The organism is Reichenbachiella agariperforans (assembly GCF_900142205.1).
GTDB lineage: Bacteria > Bacteroidota > Bacteroidia > Cytophagales > Cyclobacteriaceae > Reichenbachiella > Reichenbachiella agariperforans.
In genome coordinates this window covers 97147-122200 of record NZ_FRAA01000009.1, presented here as the reverse complement: position 1 = coordinate 122200, position 25054 = coordinate 97147, and the positions used below count along the sequence as shown (strand labels likewise).

24 protein-coding genes are annotated in these 25054 nt (G+C 44.8%); 12 read left to right on the top strand and 12 right to left on the bottom strand.

What is annotated here, in order from left to right; translation table 11 throughout:
• Window positions 1–509: 509 nt before the first annotated feature.
• Genes BUB99_RS18150 through BUB99_RS18140 form a run of 3 tightly spaced genes read right to left on the bottom strand, consistent with a single transcriptional unit; the run spans window position 510 to window position 3337 of the window.
• Window positions 510–1562 carry a VWA domain-containing protein gene (locus BUB99_RS18150; RefSeq protein WP_073124943.1) on the bottom strand — a complete coding sequence of 351 codons (1053 nt, stop codon included), beginning with the start codon at window positions 1560–1562 and terminating at the stop codon, window positions 510–512.
• Window positions 1555–2427 (bottom strand): hypothetical protein, encoded by an 873-nt coding sequence (locus BUB99_RS18145; protein ID WP_073124939.1) that lies wholly within the window; start codon window positions 2425–2427, stop codon window positions 1555–1557. Before BUB99_RS18145 ends, BUB99_RS18150 begins: the two co-directional genes overlap by 8 nt.
• Before the next feature lie 31 nt (window positions 2428–2458).
• Window positions 2459–3337, bottom strand: a complete 879-nt coding sequence (locus tag BUB99_RS18140) for a DUF58 domain-containing protein (RefSeq protein ID WP_073124936.1) — start codon at window positions 3335–3337, stop codon at window positions 2459–2461.
• Window positions 3338–3384: 47 nt separating this feature from the next.
• On the opposite strand from BUB99_RS18140, the gene BUB99_RS18135 reads away from it, so the two are divergent.
• The 8 genes from BUB99_RS18135 (at window position 3385) to BUB99_RS18100 (ending at window position 11305) form a co-directional block, all read left to right on the top strand.
• Window positions 3385–3975: a DUF4296 domain-containing protein gene (locus tag BUB99_RS18135; protein WP_073124933.1), complete on the top strand. Its 591-nt coding sequence runs from the start codon at window positions 3385–3387 to the stop codon at window positions 3973–3975.
• Between the two features lie 21 nt (window positions 3976–3996).
• The gene (locus tag BUB99_RS18130) at window positions 3997–6390 is read left to right on the top strand and encodes an endonuclease MutS2 (protein WP_073124931.1); all 2394 of its coding nucleotides are present in this window, start codon (window positions 3997–3999) and stop codon (window positions 6388–6390) included.
• Between the two features lie 112 nt (window positions 6391–6502).
• Window positions 6503–6736, top strand: coding sequence for a cytochrome b5 domain-containing protein (locus tag BUB99_RS18125; RefSeq protein ID WP_073124928.1), 234 nt, complete (start codon window positions 6503–6505; stop codon window positions 6734–6736).
• 14 nt (window positions 6737–6750) lie between these two features.
• The gene (locus BUB99_RS18120; protein WP_073124925.1) at window positions 6751–7593 is read left to right on the top strand and encodes a BadF/BadG/BcrA/BcrD ATPase family protein; all 843 of its coding nucleotides are present in this window, start codon (window positions 6751–6753) and stop codon (window positions 7591–7593) included.
• A gap of 57 nt (window positions 7594–7650) precedes the next feature.
• The gene (locus tag BUB99_RS18115) at window positions 7651–8847 is read left to right on the top strand and encodes a toxin-antitoxin system YwqK family antitoxin (RefSeq protein WP_139281091.1); all 1197 of its coding nucleotides are present in this window, start codon (window positions 7651–7653) and stop codon (window positions 8845–8847) included.
• A 114-nt stretch (window positions 8848–8961) separates the two neighbouring features.
• Complete coding sequence (locus BUB99_RS18110) at window positions 8962–9765, top strand: N-acetylmuramic acid 6-phosphate etherase (RefSeq protein ID WP_073124919.1); 804 nt, start codon at window positions 8962–8964, stop codon at window positions 9763–9765.
• 3 nt (window positions 9766–9768) lie between these two features.
• Window positions 9769–10338, top strand: a complete 570-nt coding sequence (locus BUB99_RS18105; protein ID WP_073124918.1) for a hypothetical protein — start codon at window positions 9769–9771, stop codon at window positions 10336–10338.
• Window positions 10339–10414: 76 nt separating this feature from the next.
• On the top strand, window positions 10415–11305 hold the full coding sequence (locus BUB99_RS18100) for an RluA family pseudouridine synthase (RefSeq protein ID WP_073124916.1): 891 nt from the start codon (window positions 10415–10417) through the stop codon (window positions 11303–11305).
• Between the two features lie 18 nt (window positions 11306–11323).
• On the opposite strand, the gene BUB99_RS18095 is transcribed toward BUB99_RS18100, so the two are convergent.
• Both BUB99_RS18095 and BUB99_RS18090 read right to left on the bottom strand, forming a co-directional pair.
• Window positions 11324–11524, bottom strand: a complete 201-nt coding sequence (locus BUB99_RS18095) for a YwbE family protein (protein WP_073124913.1) — start codon at window positions 11522–11524, stop codon at window positions 11324–11326.
• 57 nt (window positions 11525–11581) lie between these two features.
• Window positions 11582–13501: an ATP-binding protein gene (locus BUB99_RS18090; RefSeq protein ID WP_084190654.1), complete on the bottom strand. Its 1920-nt coding sequence runs from the start codon at window positions 13499–13501 to the stop codon at window positions 11582–11584.
• A 198-nt stretch (window positions 13502–13699) separates the two neighbouring features.
• Between BUB99_RS18090 and BUB99_RS18085 the strand changes: the two genes are divergently transcribed.
• Both BUB99_RS18085 and BUB99_RS18080 read left to right on the top strand, forming a co-directional pair.
• Window positions 13700–15118 (top strand): aminotransferase class V-fold PLP-dependent enzyme, encoded by a 1419-nt coding sequence (locus tag BUB99_RS18085; protein ID WP_073124908.1) that lies wholly within the window; start codon window positions 13700–13702, stop codon window positions 15116–15118.
• Between the two features lie 83 nt (window positions 15119–15201).
• Window positions 15202–16089 (top strand): DUF808 domain-containing protein, encoded by an 888-nt coding sequence (locus tag BUB99_RS18080; protein ID WP_073124907.1) that lies wholly within the window; start codon window positions 15202–15204, stop codon window positions 16087–16089.
• A gap of 41 nt (window positions 16090–16130) precedes the next feature.
• On the opposite strand, the gene BUB99_RS18075 is transcribed toward BUB99_RS18080, so the two are convergent.
• On the bottom strand, window positions 16131–16508 hold the full coding sequence (locus BUB99_RS18075; protein WP_073124905.1) for a Fur family transcriptional regulator: 378 nt from the start codon (window positions 16506–16508) through the stop codon (window positions 16131–16133).
• A gap of 103 nt (window positions 16509–16611) precedes the next feature.
• Here BUB99_RS18075 and BUB99_RS18070 point away from each other — a divergent pair, with 103 nt between their 5' ends.
• Complete coding sequence (locus tag BUB99_RS18070; protein ID WP_317041720.1) at window positions 16612–17532, top strand: NAD(P)/FAD-dependent oxidoreductase; 921 nt, start codon at window positions 16612–16614, stop codon at window positions 17530–17532.
• A 47-nt stretch (window positions 17533–17579) separates the two neighbouring features.
• On the opposite strand, the gene BUB99_RS20490 is transcribed toward BUB99_RS18070, so the two are convergent.
• The 6 genes from BUB99_RS20490 to BUB99_RS18045 all read right to left on the bottom strand — a co-directional run bounded on the left by BUB99_RS20490 (window position 17580) and on the right by BUB99_RS18045 (window position 23921).
• Window positions 17580–17729 (bottom strand): hypothetical protein, encoded by a 150-nt coding sequence (locus BUB99_RS20490; RefSeq protein WP_170863844.1) that lies wholly within the window; start codon window positions 17727–17729, stop codon window positions 17580–17582.
• Window positions 17730–17870: 141 nt separating this feature from the next.
• Window positions 17871–18014: a hypothetical protein gene (locus tag BUB99_RS20485; protein WP_170863843.1), complete on the bottom strand. Its 144-nt coding sequence runs from the start codon at window positions 18012–18014 to the stop codon at window positions 17871–17873.
• Window positions 18015–18193: 179 nt separating this feature from the next.
• Entirely contained in the window at window positions 18194–19381 is a 1188-nt protein-coding gene (locus tag BUB99_RS18060) for a PepSY-associated TM helix domain-containing protein (protein ID WP_073124899.1), read from the bottom strand.
• 127 nt (window positions 19382–19508) lie between these two features.
• The gene (locus BUB99_RS18055) at window positions 19509–20105 is read right to left on the bottom strand and encodes a hypothetical protein (protein WP_073124898.1); all 597 of its coding nucleotides are present in this window, start codon (window positions 20103–20105) and stop codon (window positions 19509–19511) included.
• A gap of 87 nt (window positions 20106–20192) precedes the next feature.
• Window positions 20193–21485 carry a DUF4374 domain-containing protein gene (locus tag BUB99_RS18050; protein ID WP_073124896.1) on the bottom strand — a complete coding sequence of 431 codons (1293 nt, stop codon included), beginning with the start codon at window positions 21483–21485 and terminating at the stop codon, window positions 20193–20195.
• A 39-nt stretch (window positions 21486–21524) separates the two neighbouring features.
• Window positions 21525–23921, bottom strand: coding sequence for a TonB-dependent receptor (locus BUB99_RS18045; RefSeq protein WP_073124894.1), 2397 nt, complete (start codon window positions 23919–23921; stop codon window positions 21525–21527).
• 120 nt (window positions 23922–24041) lie between these two features.
• Here BUB99_RS18045 and BUB99_RS18040 point away from each other — a divergent pair, with 120 nt between their 5' ends.
• On the top strand, window positions 24042–25028 hold the full coding sequence (locus tag BUB99_RS18040) for a helix-turn-helix transcriptional regulator (RefSeq protein WP_221407531.1): 987 nt from the start codon (window positions 24042–24044) through the stop codon (window positions 25026–25028).
• Window positions 25029–25054: the final 26 nt, after the last annotated feature.

Below are 25054 nucleotides of genomic sequence, written 5' to 3'. Positions count from 1 at the left end.
GCTCGTTGTTGGTGTTTTGCAGGAGGTGTAACAGCTGTACAGCTCGTAGTGGGGGATTGCGCCGATCTGCGTCCTCGTAGCTCGTCCTAGTCGGGCAATGACGGTACTTTTGGTTTGCTAGGCTTGGGTCTATATGCAAAGCGTTCAATCACTCTATTTTACCCGTCATAGCCGCGATAGACCAGGTTATCCCCATCGGCGAGCGGAGAAGTAGGCTAATCAATCATTGAGCAGAGACAGATACCATTTGGCACTTGCTCAGATAGAAGGGCGTCCGCCCGTTGTTGGTGTTTTGCAGGAGGTGTAATAGCTGAACAGCTTGTAGTGGGGGATTGCACCGATCTGCGTCCTCGTACCTCGTCCTAGCCGGGCAATGACGGTGCTTTTGGTTTGGTAGGCTTGGGTCTATATGCAACGCACTTATTTCAACCACTCTATTCTGCCCGGTCGCATTAGATAAGCACACGTGATGCTAAGACAGGTAGGGAGGGACTAAGACTCACTATCTATCAATCCTGTAGGATGTTGCTGATGAAGGTTGACTTGAGGAGCATCCAAAGGAGGAAAAGGACGATGGCCCATTTGAGGTAGATGGGGTAGAAGTCTGTCGTGTCCTTGAATCGGTTTTCTTTGATCTCCGCTTTTTCATATTTGTCTATCAGCATGAACACATCCTCCAGTGCTTGGTTGTCGGAGACGCGGTAGAACTTGCCATTTCCGATTTTGGCGATCTCACGGAGGGTTGTTTCGTTGAGCGTGTTTTCGACGTAGCGCGTACGACCAAAGAAGTCCTTTCCGAAGGGTACTTTGCCTTCCTTGCCGATGGCGATTGTATAGATTTTGATGTCGTAGGCATCTGCCAGCTCTGCTGCGATGATGGGGTCGATGTTTCCGGCGGTGTTGTCTCCGTCACTGATCAGGATCATGACCTTTGACTTGCTCTCGGACTCTCTCATGCGGTTGGTTCCCACTGCAAGTGCACTCCCGATGGCTGTCCCACTTTTCTCTATCAGATTGAAATCTATGTCATCGATGTAGGTATTGAGTAGGTCGTAATCCGTCGTGAGCGGAGAGCGAGAATAGGCTTCACCAGAGAAAACCACTAATCCGATTCGGTCTTGAAATCTACCTAAGACGAACTTACGTGCGACATCTTTGGCTGCCTCTAGCCTGTTGGGTTTGAAGTCTTCGATTTGCATGGATTCGGAGATATCAATGAGCATCATGATATCTATTCCTTCGGTCCATTGTTCTACTTTTTCGTTGGTCTTTTGTGGTCTGGCGAGAGCGAGTAGCAGTAGACTTAGGATCAAGAGCATGATCAGGTGCGGGATCAGACGCAGTAGGCTAGTGGGGCTCCATTTGATGTCACGATCCGTCAGGGCGATGGAGAGGCTCTGCTTTTTCATGATATCGATGGCGAACCATATCAATATCACGAGCGGGAGTACATAGAATGCGTACAGCACCACGGATAGCTCCCAGTTGAAGCTTTGCAAGGTCTCCCACTGAAACCAATGCGACGAAAGCCATTGTGAAGAATTAGCTACCTGATCACCCATTGTTTGTCTCCTGTTTTTTGATTTCCTGCTTTTTTATCTCGAACTGATTGCTTGTGAATTGGCTCAGTGCACTTAGGTTTTGGTGCATATCCTCTATGGCGACCTTGCCGTAGATGGATTGATCAATTTTTCGCAAAGTTCCATTCAGTTCTTCACCGCCATAGCCCGCAGCGATGATTTCACGTGTGGTGTATTTGGTGAAGGGACGGTTTTCCATTCGCTCCATGAAGGTCTTCCAGCTCAGTACGAGTCCTTCGATGGCTGCTGTGTTGTCTTTACCGTTTTGGATGCGCTGCATGTCTGCTTCGTATTGCTGCACGAAACGTCGGTAGTCTCGCTGTAGGAAGTAGAGTTGGTACTTGGCGTGGATGGTTTTCCTGAATAGGAAATAGCCGCCTACGAGTATCAGTAATATGACAGCTGTCCCGATTCCTATGTATAGATAATTGTATGAATAGATGAGTTCGCGAAATGCCACGTTGTTTTTGAGCACGATACTATCGGGTAGCTGCGTGATCATGTCATGGAAGTAGACAGAGTCTGGATCAGACAAGATTTCTATACTGTCATTTTTTTGAAGAACGTATATAGGCAGCTGTAGCTGCTGTATGGGGTCGATCTCAAAACTGCTCAGTACATAGGTCACACTATCAAAGGCCCATGTACTATCTGATACCGTAGAGATGTAGGTTTTTCTATTGAATTCGAACGGTGCATAGTCGTAGGTCGAGTCTGGGAATACGATTTGCCAGCCTTTGGGGTACTTCACCGATAGCGTATAGGAGATCTCTTCCCCGATCATGATGCTGTCGGTTAGGAATACGCCTTTGGGTGCGATGTCTTGCGCCCAAAGGGGCTGATACATAGCGATTGATACTAAGATGAATACGAATTTTTTAACCACTTTTTCCAGCTTTATTTCTGACCTTGAACATTTTGATGAGCTTGGGTACATAGTCTTCATCCGTTTGTATCTTGATGTAGTCGGTTTGGTTTCGTTTGCAGAATTGCTCCAAATCGGCTTGTTTTTGTCCATGGGTTTGGTCTAGTATCTTTCTGAATTCTCGCGAAGAGGTGTTTCTCCATAGTGTACGGCCTGATTCTTTGTCTTCTATCGGGATGATGCCCAGATTAGGGAATCTCGTCTCACGGATGTCTGAGATATGTATGGCTATTAGGTCGTGTTTGTGTGCCAGTCCCTTGAGATCATGCTGATAGTCTTCATCTATGAAATCTGAGATCAAGATGACGATACTTTTTTTCTTTAACAACTGGTTCGTGAAACGAAACGCCTTGCTGAGAGCTGTTTTTTTGGATTGAGGGACGAGTTTGAATATCTCGTTGACTAGGCTAAAGGAGTGCTTCATGCCTTTGCCTGGTTTTACATACTTTTCTTTTTGATCTGAAAAACAGATAAGTCCGACTTGGCTGTTTTCTTTGATAGCAGACATGGCGAGTAGGGCAGAGATCTCTTTGCTGATATCCATTTTTTGACGTCCCTTGGTGCCGATCTCTTGGGAGGCACTGACGTCTAGAATCAAAAAGACATTTTGCTCTTTTTCCTCTCTAAAAGTCTTTACAAAGGTTCCTTGCCCTTTAGCAGATACATTCCAGTCGATGGTGCGTATATCATCGCCATACTGATAGGATCGTATGTCATCATACTCTAATCCTGATCCTTTGAAGATGGAGTGATAGTCCCCTTGCATGTGGGAGTTTAAGGCCTTCCTAATTCTAATCTCGTATTTCCTAAGCTTCTTGAGGATGTCCTTCATTCATTGTACTTTTGGGAGCTTAAAATTAAGAGAATCTTAAAATTTATATGAGACACAAATTTATTTTTTTGCTCGCAGTGCTAACATTAACATTTCTTAACGCTTGTAAGCGGGATAGACCAGAAGATGTGATCTCAAAAAGCAAGATGACCGAGATATTGATAGAACAACATCTCTTAGAAGCGAAAGTATTGTTGTTGAAAGTCAGAACAGACTCTACCAATAAGGTCTACAATTCGCTGGAGCAAGAGATTTTCGAGAAGTACGGGGTAGACAAAGCGATGTACGAAAAGAGCTACCAGTATTATATATCGAAACCTGAGTTGCTGGACGAGATCTATGAGGTCGTAGTAGATAGCCTCAATGTCAATGATCAACATGCAGCGGTGTTAGAAGAGGAAGAGGAGAAAGAGAAAAAGAGACTGGCGGAGGAAAAGAAGAAAAGGAAGCAAGCCATCAAGGATTCCATAGCCAACATAGGGAAAGATTCGCTGACGGTTAGTTTGAGCGACTCTTTGGCTCTAGAGGTGAAAGAAGGTTCGGTAGCAGAAGAGCAGGAAAAGCCGCTGACCCGTACCGATTCACTCAGAGACCCAAAGCTTCGCAAGATTGCTGCGCCCAAACAGAATAAGTTATAAGTTGCCTAATTCATATATTCATTGAATTTATACCCGAAAGAAATAGAAGTCAAACTGAGCTTTGACAAAGTAAAAGAAATCATCTCTGACAATTGTCTCGGTCCACTGGGTCAAGATTTTGTGGATCGATTGGTGTTTTCTACCCGTGTAGACAAAATAAACGAATGGCTGGGACAGACCCGTGAATTCATGTCTATCTTGACAAGTGGTGGTGGTTTTCCTGCTGCTGCTTATACAGACATATTTCCCTATCTCAAACAAGCGCAAGTACCAGGTAGTTTTCTAGACGAGGAGCAGCTGCATGAGATCAAAGCGGTGGTCGATACACTAGGGAAGGTTCATTTGTTCTTTACTACGCACGAAACCGAATACCCGGTCTTGTTCGACAGGTTAGGTGCTATCGCAGTGGATGCATTGTTGCTTCATGCTTTGGAGTCCAAAATTGATGAGAAAGGGCAGCTCCGTGATGATGCCAGTAAGGAATTGATGCGCATACGTTCGGCGATATCTAAGAGTCAAGTGCGTGCGCGTACAGCTGTTAATAAGATACTAAAGCAAGCTGATCAGCATGGCTATACGCCTGATGGAGCATCGCTCACGGTACGAGATGGTCGACTGGTGATCCCCGTACTGGCGGAGCACAAAAGGCACGTGCGTGGATTTGTCCATGATGAGTCAGCGACTGGCCAGACCGTGTATCTGGAGCCAGCTGAGGCGTTAGAAATCAACAATGAACTGCGTGAACTGAAATATGCAGAGCGTCGTGAAATCATCCGTATCCTGACAGAACTCACCGATATGGTCAGGATGCATCAGGGAGATATCGAGCGTGGATTACGGATGCTAGGCGTGTTGGACTTTATCCAAGCCAAGGCACGTTTTGCGATTACTTTCGAGTGTATCTGTCCCGTGGTAGAAAAGACACAAAAGATAGCGTGGAAGCAAGCACGCCATCCCATCCTCGAACATGCGCTCCATGAACAGGGACGAGAGATTAAGGCGTTGGATATTGTGCTCTCGCCTTCTGAACGTATATTGCTCGTGTCTGGTCCAAATGCTGGAGGTAAATCTGTGTGTCTCAAAACCATTGGGTTGATTCAGTATATGGTGCAGTGTGGTGTACCAGTGGCGGTAGATGAGGAGTCTAAGTTTGGGATGTTCTCGTCCATATTCATGGATATAGGTGATGAACAGTCTATCGAAAATGACCTCAGTACTTACAGTTCGCATTTGACGAATATGAAGTTCTTTTTGGAGCATACCGATAGCAAGACTTTGTTTCTGATCGATGAGTTCGGGACAGGGACAGAGCCGCAGTTTGGCGGAGCAATCGCAGAGGTGGTACTGTACGAATTGGCTAAGTCCAAAGCCTATGGTGCAATCACCACGCACTATGGTAATCTCAAGAAAATGGCAGATCAGGTCAACGGGATCGTCAATGCAGCGATGAAGTATGATGTCAAGAAACTGGAACCGCTCTATGAGTTGGAAATCGGCAAACCGGGTAGTTCGTTTGCGTTAGAGATCGCGGGTAAGATAGGTTTGGATCCCAAAATGCTCGAAAGAGCCAAGAAGAAGGCTGGTGTGTCTCATGTGCAGTTCGACCGCATGCTCAGCGAACTGGAAGCAGAGAAGAATAATCTTGATAAACAAAAAAAGGAGATAGAGGCAAAAAACAAGCGTCTCAGCGACTCGATCAAGGATTATCAAGACCTCAAGAAGTTTTTGGATAAGAAAAAGGATGAAGTACTCAAAGATGCCAAGCGTGAGGCGGCTCGCGTGATCGAGTCTTCGAACAAGCGTGTAGAGTCAACCATCAAGCAAATCCAAGAAGCTAAAGCAGATAAGAAACGGGTACAGCTCGCTAGGGAGCAACTCCACACGCACCGAGACCAGCTTGCCAAGGAGGCTGTGACTAAAGTCGCCAAGCCATTGAGTGCTAAAGAGCAAAAGATAGAGGTAGGAGATAAAGTGAAAATGGTGAGCTCAGGGGCTGCAGGTGAGGTCGTCGCGATCAAAGGCAATCAGGTGGAACTGACATTGGGAGGCTTGACCTCTCGTGTCAAACTAAAGGATTTGGAAAAGATATCCAGCAAGCAATTTAAACAGACCACTGATGATCGTGTCAAGCAAATGACAGGTATAGATCTGAACTTCAAAATGGCCAATTTTAATATGACGCTGGATATCCGTGGTGTCAGAGCAGAAGAGGCTATTGGCAAAGTAGAGGACTATATAGATGAAGCTTTGCTACTGGGGCATCCAGAGGTCAAGATTCTACATGGCAAAGGTCATGGGATATTGAGAGATTTGGTCAGGAATGTCCTACGAGAGAATCGCAAAGTGATTAAAACTGCAGATGAACATGTCGAAAGAGGAGGGATGGGGATCACTGTCGTGACTTTGGAAGATTGATTATAATTAGGAGACTAGAGCCAAGATGAAAAAGGATGTTAGATCAATACGACATGGTTCAGTACTTCTGTCAACTTTATAACTTTTCACTTTCTAATTAAACTCTTTAACATTGAATCTAAAACCATACACCAGACAACAACTAGCGCTTCGCAATGGACAGGATCGTGAAGAAATCTGGGTGGCCTATGATGGTAAAATCTACGATGTGGGCAGTTCGCGGTTGTGGCGTGATGGCAAACACTACGAACATTGGGCAGGACAGGATTTGACAGAGGAACTGCGCGATGCACCACATACCGACAAGGTGTTTGACAAGTTCGAAGTAGTCGGTATATTATCCTAAATAAAATTCAAAGCATGATACTAATAGCAGATAGTGGATCGACCAAGACAGCTTGGAGATTGATTGACGAACAAGGGAATATCTCTCAAGCCAAATCGGGAGGGATCAATCCTTATTATATGAAAAAGGAGGAAATTCAATCTGCCATTAGTGAGGGACTCATCGAGCATCAGGACACAAAGATGACCGCTATACATTTTTATGGTTCGGGTTGTTCTTCGGATAAGAACAAGGCGCTTATTGCTGATGCGCTCTATGGGCTGTATCCAGAGGCGGTAGTGTCAGTGGACCATGATCTGATGGCAGCTGCTCGTGCTTTGTGTGGTAGAGAACAGGGGATTGCTTGCATCCTTGGTACAGGCTCTAATTCTTGTCTATATGATGGGGAATCTATCGTAGAGAATGTCACTTCATTGGGGTATTTGCTAGGTGATGAAGGGAGTGGTAATATGCTTGGACGTATGTTGATCAAACGCTATTTTAAGCACGAACTTCCAGAGGATTTAAAAGCGAAGTTCGATGCTAGGTTTCAGTTGACGAGAGATCAAGTCTTAGAGCAGATTTATCAATCTGAGATGCCGATTCGCTTTTTAGCAAGCTTTGCTAAATTTATTTTTCAGCATATCCAGCATCCGTACTTGTATCAGATGGCGTACGATTGTTTTCAAGATTTTTTTGAGCAGAATGTATGCAAGTACACGGGGTATCAAGAGGTGCCAGTGCATTTTACGGGTTCAGTGGCTTTCTATTTTAGCAATATCCTTCGAAAGGTAGGGACAGATATGGGAGTAGCTGTAGGTGTGATTAGCGAAGACCCTGTGGCAGGATTGGCTTTGTATCACAGGGCAGAGGGTTAGTATGGTTTTTGTGGGGTTGTACTATGTTCTTGATTGAACCCTAAAACATTGAAAGTTATGAAATACAGATTAGTTGTTTTGTCGTTGCTCGCTGCGCTGAATGTACAAGCGCAATCCACTCAGGTAGATACAGACATGATTGTCGCCTTGTACCAAAAGGATATGACTTATGCAGAAGCACTGAATGATGAAGTGCTTCTAGTGGTGCTAGAGGATTCGCTAGAGCAGATGGGCTATGATGGAGAGTCTTCGTTTGTGCCTAGATATGATACATTGATGGTGGCTGGAGCTAGAGAGAATCAAAACCTACAAGGTGATTTTTATGCTTTTCGGTCGTCCGATGAGCGAGAATACTTACCGGTAGATGATGGTTTTGGTCATGTGGAGTTAAAATATGAGGTGATCAATAGTGCGGGTAGAGATTGGGTCATTAAGGAGTCTGCTTTTATGATCCCAATGCCGGATATGCCAAAGAGTAAGCTTACTTTAATTTGGACCAATGAAGGGCGGATTTCGAATGGTTTTCGTCAGGGGAAATGGAGACACAGAGGTACTGGCGAAGATACCACGCAGGTGTACGATAGGGGCTATGTCTCCGTTGACGGTAGTGTGGATCGTAGCATCCAGCGGGATTATTTCGTACGCGAGGAGGGTAAGGTTCGAGTATTTGCGATTCCTTACGAATTGAAGTTTGATAAAGGAAAGTTAACTGCAGGCAGGATATTTAACCCGTATTTGGACGAGTCCGGGATAGTGGTTTTTCGGATGGATGGAGCAGAGATGCTGATCCAAAGTGATAGCGAGACTGAACCGCCAGTTTGGAAGACTACTTTTCAGGGCAGGGTGTTTTATGATCCCGAAGATTTGTGGAGTCAGTTTCATGATGTGATTGGGCTAGGGACGCTGAAGCGAAACGAGAGACATGGGCAGTGGGTCTATTACGCACAGTGCTGTGAGGCTAATTTATCTGATAAAGTTCAGCGCACCGATACAGTCAAGATCGAGCACTACAAGAAAGGAATCCTGCATGGAGAATACCAAGAACTTAAGGGGATCTACAACGGAGAGTTGGCTTTTGAACAAGGAAGTTACAAGCGAGGGAATAAAGATGGAGCGTGGCTGGAGTTTGAATATTATACGGATCAAAAGCGGCTGCTTCTATCGGTAGGAGGTTATAAAAAGGGGAAACGCATTGGGGAGTGGAAGACTTATGACAAGGGACTCATGCAGTCCTCTGAGCGTTACAGTCAGTAGCGGATATTTTGAATTTGAGGGGGAAATTCATTTAAAACCGTTTCGTGCTAAATTCTTAACAAGAATTTAATTCAAAAATTTCTTAAAATGATGGATATAACAAACCTTTGAACCATGACTACAACCGAAGCAACCTCAAACTACGATGACCTCCAAGAAATGACAGTGGAGGCACTTCTTTGTTCGATGAACAAAGAAGACCAAAGTGTACCACAAGCAGTGGCAAAGGCGATACCCGCCATAGTGCCACTGGTAGAAGAGATCGCTCAAAAAATGAATCTTGGTGGACGACTGTTCTATATTGGAGCAGGAACGAGCGGTCGATTGGGGGTGGTAGATGCTTCGGAGATTCCTCCGACCTATGGGTTGCCACATGATCGAGTGATCGGTATCATGGCTGGTGGAGATGATGCTATTCGAAAATCAGTAGAGAATGCTGAGGATGACAAGTTTCAGGCGTGGAAGGATTTAGAAAAACACGGCGCTACTGAGGGAGATGTATTAATAGGAGTGGCAGCTTCAGGTAGAACTCCTTATGTATTAGGTGGCGTGCAAAAAGCCATGACCCAAGGTTTAACCACCGCATGTGTCGTATGTAACCAAGCGTCTCCAATTGCTCATGCTGTCAAGTACCCAATAGAGGTAGTGGTAGGCCCTGAGTTCGTCACAGGTAGTACGCGGATGAAAGCCGGTACAGCGACCAAACTCGTTCTCAACATGATTTCTACATCGGTGATGATCAAATTAGGTCATGTCAAAGGAAACAAAATGGTAGATATGCAACTCAGTAATGCCAAGTTGATCGATCGAGCAATCAATATGCTCATGGGTGAGATAGAGGTAGATAGAAAAATTGCAGAACGTCTCATCGGAGATCACGGGTCTGTACGAGAAGCAATAGATCAATACAAAGGGTGATATATGCATGTAATTGAGCCATTTTATGGTTGGTTGAAATATTACGATTCTAGCAAAGATGAGTATTCGCCATTTCATGGCAAGGAGTATAATTACGATACTTATTCAGATACAATTTATGGATACTATATAGATCCCGGGTGGGATTTTATGGGGTCAGAAACTCTCTATGTGAAGATTCTGTACTTAGATTATGATCAGGGCTATGCAGTGATTGAGTTTATAGGCGAGTGGAATGATGCCCTAAATAATGATATCATGCATCTCAAGCGAAACATTGTCGATGAGTTGCTGGCCGCTGAGATTACCAAGTTTATTCTAGTGGGGGAAAATATTCTCAATTTCCATGGGTCTGATGATAGCTACTACGAAGAGTGGTTCGAGGATGTGGAAGAAGGGTGGGTGACAGCCATAGGTTTTAGAGATTTTGTTCTAGCTGAAATGAACCAATTTAATATCGATACTTATATCAACTCTGGAGGAAATCTCGAGGTAATCAACTGGCGCACGATGAAGCCCCAACTCCTTTGTCAGCTCATCGATGGTTTGATCCAAAAGCGTCTAGGCGTATAGCTTTTTCTTTGCTCCCACATCAGAGTGTCTACTGGACAAACAAGGAGAAAAAGTTAGAATTAAATAGTTTTGTGGTATGCAAGAAACCTATACCGTATTAGGAAATGAATCGTCACCTTATCTGAATGTGCTGGCACCTGAGGTGTTTCAATGGATAGCCTCTAAGGCAAAGGCTCGCAAGTCCATACAGTCTGGGGCACTTAGGGTTAATGGAAAAACGGTGTCTACCGATGTGCGGGTAGTAGTCGGAGATGTGATTAGCTATGTGGCTAGTCAGGTGGAAGTTCGTGCACCACGTAGAAAGGTATTCAAGCAAACTATTCCTGTTGTCTATGAAGATGATCATTTAGCCGTACTCAATAAGCCAGGGGGACTACCTGTCAATGGTAATATGTTCAAAACGCTAGAAAACACCCTGACGATCAATCTCAAGCCGTCACATGAGCCTGATGCATTGGAGATCATGCGTCCGCTTCATAGATTGGATAGCCCCACCTGTGGATTGGTCATGGTTGCCAAAACCGAAAGAGCACAAGTAGCGATGGGACATCAGTTTGAGTACAAAGAAATTCGGAAGCGCTATCAAGCAGTAGTGGTTGGACAGGTGGTCGAGTCATCAGGGACACTGACGGATATAGTGGATGATAAGCCCTCGAGGAGTGATTATGAGGTGATACGTGTTTCACCTTCCCAAAAATATGATTATTTGTCATTGGTTCATTTGTACCCTGTGACAGGCAGGACGCATCAGCTGCGTATCCACATGGCTAATTTGGGGCATCCCATAGTGGGGGACAAGTTGTATTCTGGGCAGATAGATGTACTGTATGGCAAGGGGTTGTTATTGTGTTCAGACCGCTTAGTGTTTGTGCATCCAATAACTAACAAAGAGGTTAAGGTAGAAATACCTATTCCTAACAAATTTACAGGGATTATGGATCGTGAGGCAAGACGTGCTACCAGTTAAGACAGGCGTGATTTAATCCTATTCTTCCAGAATATGTTTGACACGACCCACCTGACCATCATCGAGCATGACTTTGATGCCATGCGGGTGATTGGAAGATTTGGTGAGTAGTTTTTGTACGATACCTCGGGTGAGTGTGCCGTTGCGTTGGTCCTGTTTGAGAACTATATCTACAGCTAGTCCTACTTGTACATCTTTTCTGTTTCTACCGTCAGGCATATCTTGATTGTATGTTGAGAGATCAAAATTAGACTATATTCGTTGGATAAGCTATCGTTATTGAACTTGGGCAAACTCGATATGGAAAGTGGTACCTTCTCCATACGTACTTTCTACCCAGATTGCTCCTTCCATTTGTTCGACATATTGCTTGGCAATAGAGAGCCCTAGTCCTGTGGATTGTTCATCCCCTGTTGGTTTAGCACTTAGGGTTTGAAACTTCTTGAATATTTTACTCTTGTCTTCATCCGTGAGGCCTGGTCCTTGGTCTTTAAAAGAGATACGCAACTTTTTATCATTCTCAAATGACGTGATTTGAACGTGAATTGTCGTGTTTTTTGGAGAAAATTTGATCGCATTGGACATCAAGTTTTCCATGGTTTGGTGCAGCTGTAGCTGATCACCTAGTATATGGCGAGCTTTTTTGCCTAGGTCATATGTGAACTGAATATTTTTTTGTTTGCCGGCTGAACGATAGTTGTCTATCACCTGCTCCGCTACAAAAGCGACATTGATTTTGTCCGAACGATAGTTTTTGGTTTCTTCTTCGAGGGCTTCTACATTCAGAATTTTTGTGATCATATTCAATAATCGATCTGATTCGGTGACGATATGATCTAGCATGTCACGGTCTTCTTTGTCAAAATTGTGATTGGACATGTGTACCATTGTTAGTCCTTTGACATTGTTGATAGGTGCTCTCAGGTCATGTGACAGAATCCGAATGAGGTTGTTTTTTTCATGATTGAGATCGATGAGGCTGTTGTTGTGCTTGAAGGCATCTTCTTTTTGTTTTTCGATCTGAAAAGTCATTTTCTTCCTGTCCTTTGCTGCTTTGAGAGCTGTGATAGCTAGGCCGAGAAACAATATCGATATGATGACGGCTAGCCATATAATGATCTTTTGTCTGTGGATGACGAGTAGATTGAGCTCTGTTTGCTGCTTGAGAAATTTGGTCTCCGCTTCTTTCTTTTCTGCTGCGTAGCTGGCATGCAGCGACTCTATTTTTCGAGTGCTCTCTTCGTTGAATATGGAGTCTTTTTGGATAATAAACTGCTGTAGATAGTACAGGGATTGTGTTGCATTGCCATCTGCCTCATAGATCGAAGAGAGTAGATTTAGAATATCACTTTCTATTTTTTTTATGCGGTTGGCTTCACAAACACTGAGACTTTGTTTTGCGTACTTTTTGGCTTTGTTCAAATCGTTTTTGTGCAAAGCGATCTTGGCTAAGTTTAGATACGAATAAGCCAGCGTAGTTTGATGAGATAGCGATTTGACATCTTTTAGATTTTGTAGTAGCAGGGATTCCGCTCGGTCATATTTCCCATCCAAAATATATAAATTGGCCAGGTCTACCCGAGTGATTGTTATGCCTTCATCGTTTTTTTGTTCTATACGAAGTTCGAGCGCATGTTTTAGGTGTTTTTCGCCATCTATGTAATTCTTTAGTCCTACGTAGGATCTTCCTAAGTTGACGTGGCAATAGGCAATTAGGTCTATATCCTCTAGTTTGTTGGCATTGATGAGCGCTTTTTCGAAGTAGTCGATAGCTCCTTCGTAGTTGGTCTGGAAGACATAGATGTTACCGATGTTAATCAGCGTATAACTTATCTGAACAAGATTTCTGCTTTGCTCTGCATGTTTGAGTGCGTCGAAGAAGCAGGAGAGTGCCTTGAGGAAATTGCTTTGATTTCGGTAAGCCACTCCTTTGAAATTTAAGCTTTTGCTGAGACCCAGCGGATAGTTTAGGGAGGTAGATAGCTCATAAGCTTTGTCTGCATAGTAGATCGTGGAGTCTATGTGGATATTGCGATAGTTCCAGCTAATCTCGTTGTATATATCGACGAGATCCTTATGAGACGAAGACTGAAGGAGAACATGCAGACTGTCAATTTTTTCTAAAGGAGAACTCCCTTGTCCAAAAAGTGACTGGCTAGCGATGACCATCCATAGAACTAATGCAAGTTTTGTCATGTGTATATATCTCCTTAATCATGTTGATCATGATCTTATTTAGCTGCAAAATACCAAAAAACTCCCTTTTGAAGGAATAAATAGTTTTTGAAAATAACTCAAATATATACAGGTGAAACCGCGAGTGTAAAAACAGTACTGATGTATGGTTCTTAACACGCACTTGACCAAATTTGCTTGACAACAACTTTAACACAAATGATATTCGATGAAATAAGGAAAAACATCGTCGGTTGGGATCAATGCTTCGATACGACCTATGGTCGCCAGCAGATGATCTATGCCGACTGGGTGGCAGGAGGTAGGCTCTATCGTCCGATCGAGGACATCATGGTGGAGCAGGTAGGGCCGTGGGTTGCCAATACACATTCCTATTCTAACAGGACTGGTAGTCAGATGACTGCCGCCTATCAAGACGCGCGAAAACACATCAAGAGTCATGTAGGTGCTAAGGATACAGACATGCTCGTCACGACGGGTAGTGGTATGACTGGGGCTGTTCACCGCTTGATACAGATTATGAAGTTGGATCAGCTCGATGAGCAGCCAGTCATACTGATGTCGCACATGGAGCATCATTCGCATCAGGTGGCGTGGATCGCTGCAGGTGCTGAGGTGGTGATCGTAGCACCTAATGATCAAGCAGAGATAGATCTGATACAATGGGAGTCTGCCCTCAAAAATTATGAAGGCTGCAAGACACTCATCGGTGCATTTACTGCTGGATCGAATGTCACGGGGATACTGACTCCAGTACATGCGTTGGCTAGACTGATACATCGGTATGGAGGACAGTGTTTTGTAGACTATGCAGCTACTGCGCCTTATGTTGAGATGAATATGCATCCGAGCCATGAGGAAGAGAAATTGGATGCAATCTATTTTTCTCCTCACAAGTTCCTTGGTGGTCCCGGTGCATGTGGAGTCTTGGTAATGGATGAAAAACTATATCACGGTGTATCTAGTGTGCCAGGAGGAGGGAATGTCACTTGGACTAAACCTGCAGGAGGGTATGGTATTAGTACCGATCCTGAAACCAAAGAAGATGGAGGTACGCCAGCATTTCTCCAAACCATCCGAGCTGCACTAGCCATTCGTCTCAAGGAAAAAATGGATGTGAAACGAATAGAAGCGAGAGAGAAAGAGCTGTTGAAAGATGCTATCTCAGGACTCCAAGCCATATCAGGAGTACAGATCATAGGTGGGCTGACTGCAGAGCGGATAGGGGTGGTTTCGTTTAATCTATTAGGGATTCACTACAATGCAGTCGTACGTATGCTCAATGATCGATTTGGGGTGCAAGTCAGAGGCGGCTGGGCATGTGCCAGTACTTATGTGCATTACTTGTTTGGGATAGACCAAAAGCAATCTGATGTGATGACTGGACAGATAGATCAGCGCAACCTCACGGATAAGCCGGGTTTCGTACGATTGTCACTGCACCCTACGATGACTGATCAGGAGCTGGCAAAGGTGCTCGAAGGAGTCGCCTATATCGCGACACACAAAGAAACGCTCATTCAGGACTATGTTTACGATCAAAAGACGAATGATTTTGCGCAGAAGGGGAGTGAGGCAGTAGATCAGCAGCAGGTAGATTCATGGTTTGAATTGTAGTGATGAAATGCAATACTACCTTGGCGTTACAAGTATTATGGGTAAAATTGAAGATTAATAAAAGTATAATAAATAGCTAAAGAATGGCCTCTGGATTATTTGCACTATTAGACGATATCGCTACACTCATGGATGACATGGCTGTGATGAGCAAAGTAGCAGCCAAAAAAACTGCAGGTATATTGGGTGATGACCTTGCTGTCAATGCTGAGAAAGCATCAGGCTTTGTCTCTGATAGGGAAATTCCTGTCCTTTGGGCGATTGCAAAAGGTTCCTTGCTCAATAAGGTGATCATTCTCCCCTTTGCTTTTTTGCTGAGTGCATTTGTTCCCAAGGCGATTACCATCATACTGGTTTTTGGAGGGCTGTACTTGGCATACGAAGCGGCGGAAAAGATTTATGAATTTTTTGTTCCACATGCTCATGACGATACGCTGGAAGTGTTAGAGCATCTGAACGAAGTGGAGGTCTTGTCGCTGGAGAAGCAAAAGATAAAGTCCGCTATCGTGACCGATTTCATTCTCTCAGTGGAGATTGTCATTATTGCACTGGGGGCTGTCGTAGGGTCATCACTTTTGACTCAGATAGTGATCGTATCTTTCATTGCACTCTTAGCTACAGTAGGAGTGTATGGTATTGTGGCATTGATTGTGCGAATGGACGAATTTGGTTACAAGCTGATTGCGCTCAATACGCAGGACGATAGTTTCTCTGATAAAGTAGGTCGCGTACTTGTGAAGTCACTCCCCGTGATTGTCAAAAGCATGGGTGTCATTGGTACGATTGCGTTGATCACTGTATCAGGCGGTATTTTCGTTCACAATATTGATTTCTTCCATCATTTATTTCCAATACTCCCCGGTATCGTTCGAGAGATATTAGTTGGTTTGGTGTTGGGTTTTGTAGTGTTTCTGATCGTTTCGCTCGTGAAGAAACTATGGGTAGGTATGAAAGGAGAGGCAGATGCTTGATGAAAGTGTTTTTGATAAAGTACTATCAAATACCTATCACCCTAAGCACAGTCTTTGCAAGTCCCTACCAAGACACAATTGAGACGGTCTACTTGATAGCCTGCTGGTAAAGAAAAATTTACTATTGATGGGAGACATTCTATGGTTTGACAGTTAATGCAGCGGAAGTGAAAGTGGTTGTCAGGCATTTTTTCACTATCATCACATTTGACACAGAGGGCAAAATACTGTTTGCCATCATCTGCGATTATCTTATGGATTACCCCATCATCACAAAATCGATTTAATATTCTGTAGATCGTAGCTCTGTCTACGTTTACCGTCATTTTCTTTTCGATAGCATCTTGGCTCATGGCTTTACTAGAATTAGCCAATGCAGAGAGTACAGCTTCTTTGGATTGTGTGTTTCTTCTTTTCATTTATTAATGCGACAATGTTGCAATATTGTAAAAAGATTATACATTTGCAAACACTTACTAATGCGACTTTGTTGCGATAGTGAATTGTAGAAAACCATAAAGATTGAAGAATAGTATGACTGACAATATGAATTTTGATGTGATCATCATTGGAGGAAGTTACGCAGGGCTCTCTGCTGCAATGGCCTTGGGGCGTTCGCTTCGTGAGGTTCTCATTATTGATAGTGGGCTGCCCTGTAATCGTCAGACGCCTCATTCGCATAACTTTATCACGCAAGATGGGGTAGCGCCGAGTGCAATAGCTACAGAGGCTAAAGCGCAGGTGTTGAAATACGAGACGGTACAGTTCGTAAATGATCTAGCTGTCAGTGGTGAGAAAGTTGAAAATGGATTCGTAATTGCGACACAATCGGACAGGAAATATCAAGCGAAGAAGCTCATTTTTGCGACAGGGGTATCGGATACTATGCCTGAAATCAAAGGCTTTGCAGCATGCTGGGGGATTTCGATGGTACACTGTCCATATTGTCATGGCTATGAATTCAGAAATCAGAAAACGGGCATCATTGCCAATGGAGAAAGAGCTTTTCATCTTGCATCATTGGTCAGTAACTTGACGGACCAACTTACCATTCTCACATCAGGGAAAGCCGATTTTGAACCTGATCAAATCGAGAAGTTCAAGAGTAGAAATATTGAAGTCATCGAAACTGAAATATCTGAAATAATACACAATGAAGGCTATGTCAAGCATGTAGTCTTCGAGAATGGGGACAAGATGCCTTTTGATGGTGTATATGCTGCACTTCCGTTTACGCAGCATTCGGATATTCCTGCTTCGCTGGGATGTACGATTACTGAGTCAGGATTTATAGAGGTAGATGGTTTTCAAAAAACTACGGTTGATGGCGTGTTTGCAAGCGGTGATAACTCCTCGATGATGCGTTCGGTGGCGACCGCTGTTTACAGTGGAAATGTGGCTGGAGCGATGGTCAATAAAGAATTCGTGGAAGAACAGTTTTAGCACTGGTAACTATGAGAACAGAGATTTTTAAAACAAATGTTCAAGAGCTAAGTGATGCAAAAGTTCTCTTGGCGCATCTGGCTGATTTCTATCCTGATGCGGAGATCAATTTTGATCTGAATGATTGCGATAAAATACTTCGCTTTGAGGCGAGCGTTATTGATGTCGACGAAATCATATCGATGATTGGTAGTCATGGTTTTAGCTGTAGACTGATACCCGATAGAGTTTGCCCATAGGCGAAAGCAAAACTATTCGAATCTACTAAACAAGAAAGCAACACAAGCTTTCGCCTGCGTTGCTAAACATTAACTACATCATGTCATTGTCTGACTCGCTTAGAAGCTGATCGAGTAGGAGATGGTCGGGAATAGTACCAGTTGGGGTACTTTGTATATCTCGTTGGTGGCTTGAATGAAGTACTCGTTGACGACTGCTTGACTGTTGGTGACGTTTTGCACGTCAAATTGTTCTAGCGTCATTTCTAGACCTTTTGACCAGTTCCCTCGTTGACCAGGTCGAACTAGGTGTATAAGTCACTGATATTGATCATGGAGATCGTGCTATTGGGGTCGTTCACAATACTGATTTCTTTCATCATTTATTTCCAATACTCTCTGATATCGTTCTAGAGCTTTGTATACGGTTTCGTAGTAATTCGTTATACCCGCCTCCACCAAATGATGAAGCCTGTGACAGGTAGTGAGCACCCAATCAAACTGGCTATGAAGTAGAATATGATACTGGGCAGTCCCATGATCTCTCCCGTGTGGAGGGGTTTGGCGATGGCCTTGAACTGCTCATGCAGAGGCAGATCGCTAAAATGGACAAGCTTCCTCAAGTTCCCATTTAGGGAAAACTCTAACACATCAGGTGTGTAAAAGCCCAATACCCCCTCCGCACTCAGGTGTGTGAGGGTATAGTTGTTGATGTTTTCGTTGGGGAGGTTGATAGTGAGTAGACCGGTACTGGAGAAGTGGCTCTGGGCTTGGGTGAGTACATAAGACAGCGAGGCTACTGAGTCCCCGGCGGATTGCTGTTCGGTGACGAGTGACCCCATCACGGATTCAAAAGATTGCGCCAGTTGTGCTTTGATAGCCAGGTTGCTCTCAGAGATAATGATAGAATCACCTCCCAACCCCACTATCACTGCATTTTTCACCCATGTGAAAGACACATACAGCCCTGTAATCGCCATGAACAACAGCAATAGCGCGGCATAGAATCCTAATACCTTGTGAAGATCATAGTTGACACGCAGTAGCTTTGCACGCCACTTGATCAGCAGGCTTTTCTTGAGTTGTTTGAGGTTTTTGGGTATCCAAAGCACCAAACCAGATACCAACATGAGCACCATCATCAGTACCGCTGTACCGTTGACGAACTTGCCAACATCCCCTGCCAATAAGAAGCGGTGCAGATCCAATACCCAAGCAAAGAAAGCCGATGCGTTTTGGTTTTTCACTCCCACGACATTGCCCGTATAGGGGTCGAAATAGGCTGATACTCCTGTGCCCTCTCGACTCAAAGAGGAGATGAGGACGGTTCGGTCTGACTCAGGATAGACCCACATAGTCGTCGGACGACCAAAGCGCTTCTCGAACCTGAGCAGTAGTGTATCGCTGCTGATGACCCGGTCCTCATACGGATGGGCAACATGGAGAGACTCGCTATTGATCCAATCTTCGATCTGTTGTTTGAATGCGTAGATACTGCCCGATAGACAAACGATAAAAACCACGACAGAAGACAAAAGCCCCAACCACAGGTGCAGTAGTGCCATGCTGTACTTGAAAACGCTCTCCTTTTTTCTTCGTTTCCTCAGTAGTGGATTTCTTTTTTGAATCATTTGTTTCCCAGATGGGCAAAACGTTTTATCGGTATTGGGTTAATAGCCCTGAGGTTTGGGATGAAAAAGAACACCTTTTTCGTCCCAAACCTCAGGGCTTGTATTGCAACAGGTGGACCTGGTTCTTTTAATGTTCGGACTTGCCGATGTTGTATTCGGTCGCCAATTCCACATACTGCGTGTATTGGGCAGGAGACATGAAGCCCTCAAAGGCTTGTCTTCTGCTCAGGTCTAGCTCCTGATAGTATTGTAGGTATACATCGGGCTTGCCATGGTAGTTGTCATGGTTGTCAATCAGTGTCTTGTAGAAAGCCTCATTGGCGAGATCATATTGTACGCTTTGGGCACTGTCTAGGGCCAGCTCAGACTTGATCAATTGCATGTTGTGTTTTTCGCGTCCATCGCGCTCGATTTTCATCTCCGCCACGTAGATATCGAATTGCTCAGGAGATAGGATGTCCTGCATCGCTGCGTCTTGCTGCGCAAATACTTCCCCTACAGCCTCTTTTACTTTTTGACGGTCTGGCTTGCTGGCTTCATAGGCCGCTCTGGCTTTGGTGCTGTACTCATCTTTGATGAGGTCAAACTGACGGGTTTGCTCCTCTGTCAAGCTTAGTTTTGACTTGACCAAAGTATAATTGAACCGCTCCTCTTGATGACCACAGCTCGCAAGCAGCGACAGCACGAGTGCCAACACGAATACCGATAGGATATTTACTTTCATAGTTGTTTGGGTTTTGTATGTAAACAGACCTTGTTTTCTTCTGGTCGAAAATAACAAGGTCTGTTTCCGTATTTTGATTGATCTGGATTAGTGATAGATACCTTCTACGTGGATGTTGTTGCCATCCAAGCCAAGCCCCTCAGTCACTGCGTCAGCAGCAGCAGAGCTCGCGTCAAACTCGTAAACAGCTGCATCACCACCTGTTGGACTGATAGCCATGTAGAAATTGTCGTCTACTGTGATGCCGTTTTCGTAGGTAAATAGCTGAGATAGCGGTACATCAAGCTTGACAGCCGTTTGGTTGTAGATGTCGATTCTGGCTACACTCCATGAGTTGTCTGTATAGTAGTTGCCCTCGTCTTCGAGCTGGATAGGCATGTATCCGATCCCATTGCCTACATAGAACCAACCTACTGCAGCGACATTGCTTTCCAGCCCTAAAGCTGCCGACACGTCAAACTCGTAGCTCGAATCATACGCTCCATCTCTCAACCTCATGATGACTGTTTTGTCCCCATTCGATAGATCAAATCCAGTGGCACTCATGAACCAGTTGTTTTGGTATACGTCACCGTTTTCGTCCACATGCATCGCAGGTGCGCGGTATCCACCCGTGTGTCCCGTCGCAGCACTCGATTCGGTGATTGTCCCATTGGTCATCGATGGGTAGTCAAACACCAAAGTCTCTAAACCAGACTGCTTAGGTGCTCTGAATGGAGGAGGTACAGTCGGATCAAAAATATCTGTGTGCATCAAACCAAAATAGATCTTGTCTCCTGAAATCACCGGAGAACTCGCTCTCATAGGATGGTACCCAATGGTTGCTCCTTTTTTGGCATTCTCTGTTTGTGGGATCACAAACTCCGTCAAATTGCCAATGGTCATCTCTGGAATAGCCACAGAAGACAACCTCAGTGTACAAATGTAGTCTGTCACGTCACCTGCATCATCAGTCACGGGAGTCGTCTCCACGTTCATCACGATGATGGTGCTTTCGTCTGCTAGTGCATAGCGTGGCGTATTGGTCCCGACTGACAGCCCTGCGTTGATTTCTTTGATCTTGACATACTCCCCTGTAGCTGTAGGCTGCAACTGAGACAACAACCCCGTCCCGTAATCCAACGAATACAAGTAATCACCAGAAGCGATGATACGCGCGGCTTGGTCTGCATCGATCTGCGTACCATTGTTGACAAAAGTCAGGCTACCTTCGGTGAGCGTTTCGGAGGCTGCTAGGTAGTAAGCACCGTCGATAGTTCCTAGGAAGTTGTAGATACCATCTGCAGCGATGACATCTTCATTAGAGTCATCGTCTTCGCTACAAGCGATCAAGAACATCGCCATGTACATGGCCATTGCTATTTTAAAAATCTGTTTCATATACTTCTTAATTTGTATGATTTTGAATGTTAAATGGTTTTATAATAATCGATAGGTAGCTTTGATATAGGCCGCTCTACCGGGTTTTTGAATCGCATAATTGTCGAATACCTGCTCATCGAACAGGTTGCTCACGTCCACGCTGAGGCTGAGTTTTTCTTTGGGAAACGTATAACCTATCCCGCAGCTATTGACCAACTGAGCAGGAATCACGTCCTTGTTGTACCGACCTATGATCTCTGAGTGACGATGAAACTCACCCACATACGATACACTCCAATAGAAGAAGGTAGCAGCACCTTCCTGGATCAGATTCTTGAATTGAGTTCGTAGCTCGGTATTGGTTTGGAAAAAGGGCGTATTGGCTAGTCGCGAATTTTTCGTCACATTGTTGTTGCCCAACTCATCGGTATCCGACTTGACGATAGGACTCAAATAGGACACCGTCTGATTGACGGTCAACCAATGACTATGCGCGAATTTGATTTTGCCATCCACTCCCTGCATTCTTACCTGGTCAAAATTGATGTTGACAAAGGCTCCAGGATCGTACGAGTACTGCTGGATCAAATTCGTGACATCCCGATAGAAGACATTGCCTGAAAAGGTGAATCGGTTTTTGCGCTCCGTCGCAGTAGTGACCCTAAAACCCAAATTGGCATTGAGACTCGACTCAGAACGAAGTGCAGTAGTGCTGACAACATTGAGACCATCCCCTAGCACTTCGTTGGCGGCTGGTAGTCGATAGGCTTGCTCTACAGACAGACTCAACATCACGCTAGGTCTGAGCTGATACGAACCCGCCACCCCATAGCCCCAATCCGATGCACTGGCTTGTTCGGTTTGGTAACTGGTGATGCTGTTTTCGGTGGTAGCTGTTTTGATCGCAGCATGGTAGCCAAACCACTTGACAAACAGCGAAGTATGGAGTCTTTGCTCCAAGAACTGACTCTGCAACACCCATCCCATGCTGTGCCTTCGAAACGTCTGTGGTGCCCAATAGCCGTCGGTCTTTTGTGTCACGACTGGATCACTATCTGTTCGTGTCAGGTCACTGAAGACATAGTTGTAGCCCAGTTTGTGGTGAGGATTGAGCTGATAGACGAGGTTGAGACGGTTGAGCCAGACTTTCTGATCCAGCGTATTCAACGTCCAAAGCTGCTCCCCTCGATCTGAATTTGCATCCAGAATACTTCCATCCCAATTGTACATGTTGGTTGTCGTGTCGATGCGGTCACGCACTAGGTACGAGTACGACGCAAACCAATTCACATCCAGCCCTTTGGCTAAGAAATCAAACTTCTGATAAGTCATGTTGGGCATCACCACACGTTGGTGATATCGAGCTTCCCCAAACACCACCTCCATCGTAGGACCGTGCTGGATATCTTTGTCCATCTCAGAGTACAGAACACCAAGGAGTAACTTATCTGCCCATTTTTTTTGCGTAAAGCCAAAGTCAGCTTTGACAGACTTGGATTCATACCCGTCATGAAAACGCCTGACTTTCTCCCCACGGGTGACATTGGCTGTATTCACATCGGTGACGGGTACATCTTCGCCCCATACGTAGTAGTTGTTGTCCGAGTAATTGTAGAATGCAGACAGCTTCATCGTCAAGCCGGATTGTTTCGCTCGCCAGCTGCCTTGTATCGCTGCTCGATGAGTATTGAATGATCCGTAGGAGTAAGAAGCCTCTACGAACTCGTTGAAACTGGATTTGGTCACGAGGTTGATTGCGCCACCTAATGCATCATTGCCTAGTTCGACAGGCACTACGCCCTTGTAGACTTCCACACGGTCTACGAGCGAAATAGGGATGGTATTGATCGAGTAGGACGACCCAAAATAATCCATGGGTACCCCATCCATAAAGAAACGAATGGATTGACCACTCAGGCCGTTCATGCTATAGTTGACTCTAGAGCCCAGCCCTCCGGATTGACGTACTTTGACCCCCGCAGTTTGATCCAATACTTGATTGATTTCGATCGATTGGGCTTGAAACTGCTTTGTTCCCACAGCCTCTACCGCAAACCCTTGGGTTTGCTGTTCCTTTTCTGCATCGTGAGAGATAGTCACCTCCTCTAGCATTTCGCTATCGTGAGTCAAGGTAAGATTTAGCGATACGTGAGGGTGTTGGTCATCCAGTGTGACGGTAATTTGGCGATCCTCAAACCCGAGGAAGGTAACACTGAGCCGATACTCCCCAAAAGGCAAGTCTGAAAACACAAAATGTCCTTGATCATCGGCTACTACTCCTACGCCTGTCTCTAGAATCCGAATAGGCACCATAGGGAGGGCTTCTCCATCCGAGGACGATACTGCACCAGAAATCCCCCCAGTCTCCTGTCGCTGTGACATAGCGAGTGTTGCGCTGAGGCACAGGCATAGTGCTAGAGACAAGGATAGAATATGGAAGTAGATTATTCTCAAGAGAAAAAAAGCTGCATTTATTAAGACCAGTTCTAAATAGTGTATTTTTGTGCAAATGTGGTATAGAAGCCATCATTTGCACCAACGCAAAAGGTTTTTTAAATGCCGCAAAAAGATGAAATGAAAACAATTCTCAAAAGCCAGATATTCGAAGGTGGTACGCAAACCAAGCAGTACTCTAAAAACTTCACTACACAATCCATCAAGGAGGAGAACACGAGTATTGATCAAAATGGCGTGACGGGACAAGTACATGAGGTACAAGTAGATGGGATCATTTTGGTCAATCGAAACGTCACCGTCAAGTCCCCCTATGAAGTGGAGGTATCTCATGATTTCCCTTTGTTCAAACTGCATTTTGAGATCGAAGGCTACAATCACTACGAACCCCAAGACGAACACAGCATGCCTGTCGAAATTCAATCTGGTCAGTTCAATTTGTTTTATTTCCCCAGAGTCAATGGTGTTTTGCATTTCACCCCACCCCATCGTCAGACCCTAGAGATACAGTTTACCAAGGCTTTTATCAAGAAAGCTATTGGTCAAAACTTCAAGGAGGTATTGAAAGAATTTGGGACGGCTATTGAGAGCAAGCGACCTTTCCTGTTTTGGAATAGAAGTCAGAAAATCACCCCTGTTCTCAAACGCCACATCCAGGACATCCTCGACTGTCAATATGCCGACTCACTCAAAAAGCCTTTTTTGGAAGCCAAGGTATTGGAACTCTTGGTGATGATTTTCGCCTCTTGGGATCAACGTTCGTCTCGCTCCACCACTACCCAGCTATCCCCTAGCACTCACGAAAAGCTGGAACGAGTCGTTCAGCACATCTCAACTCATCTCAACGACCCGCTATCCATTGCGTCCTTGGCAGCATTGGTAGGAATGAATGCCTCCAAACTCAAAGAGAGTTTCAAGGTGACTCATGGCACGACACTATTCAAGTACATCACCGAACAACGGATGAAATCCGCCAAATCCCTCATCGAGGAGCGTGTCTGCAACATCACCGAGGCATCTTATCGTGTAGGTTACAAGAACCCACAGCACTTCACCGTTGCCTTCAAAAAAATATACGGTCTACTGCCCAGCGAACTGATCAAATAATCTCATGTGCAGTCGAGTGTACTACA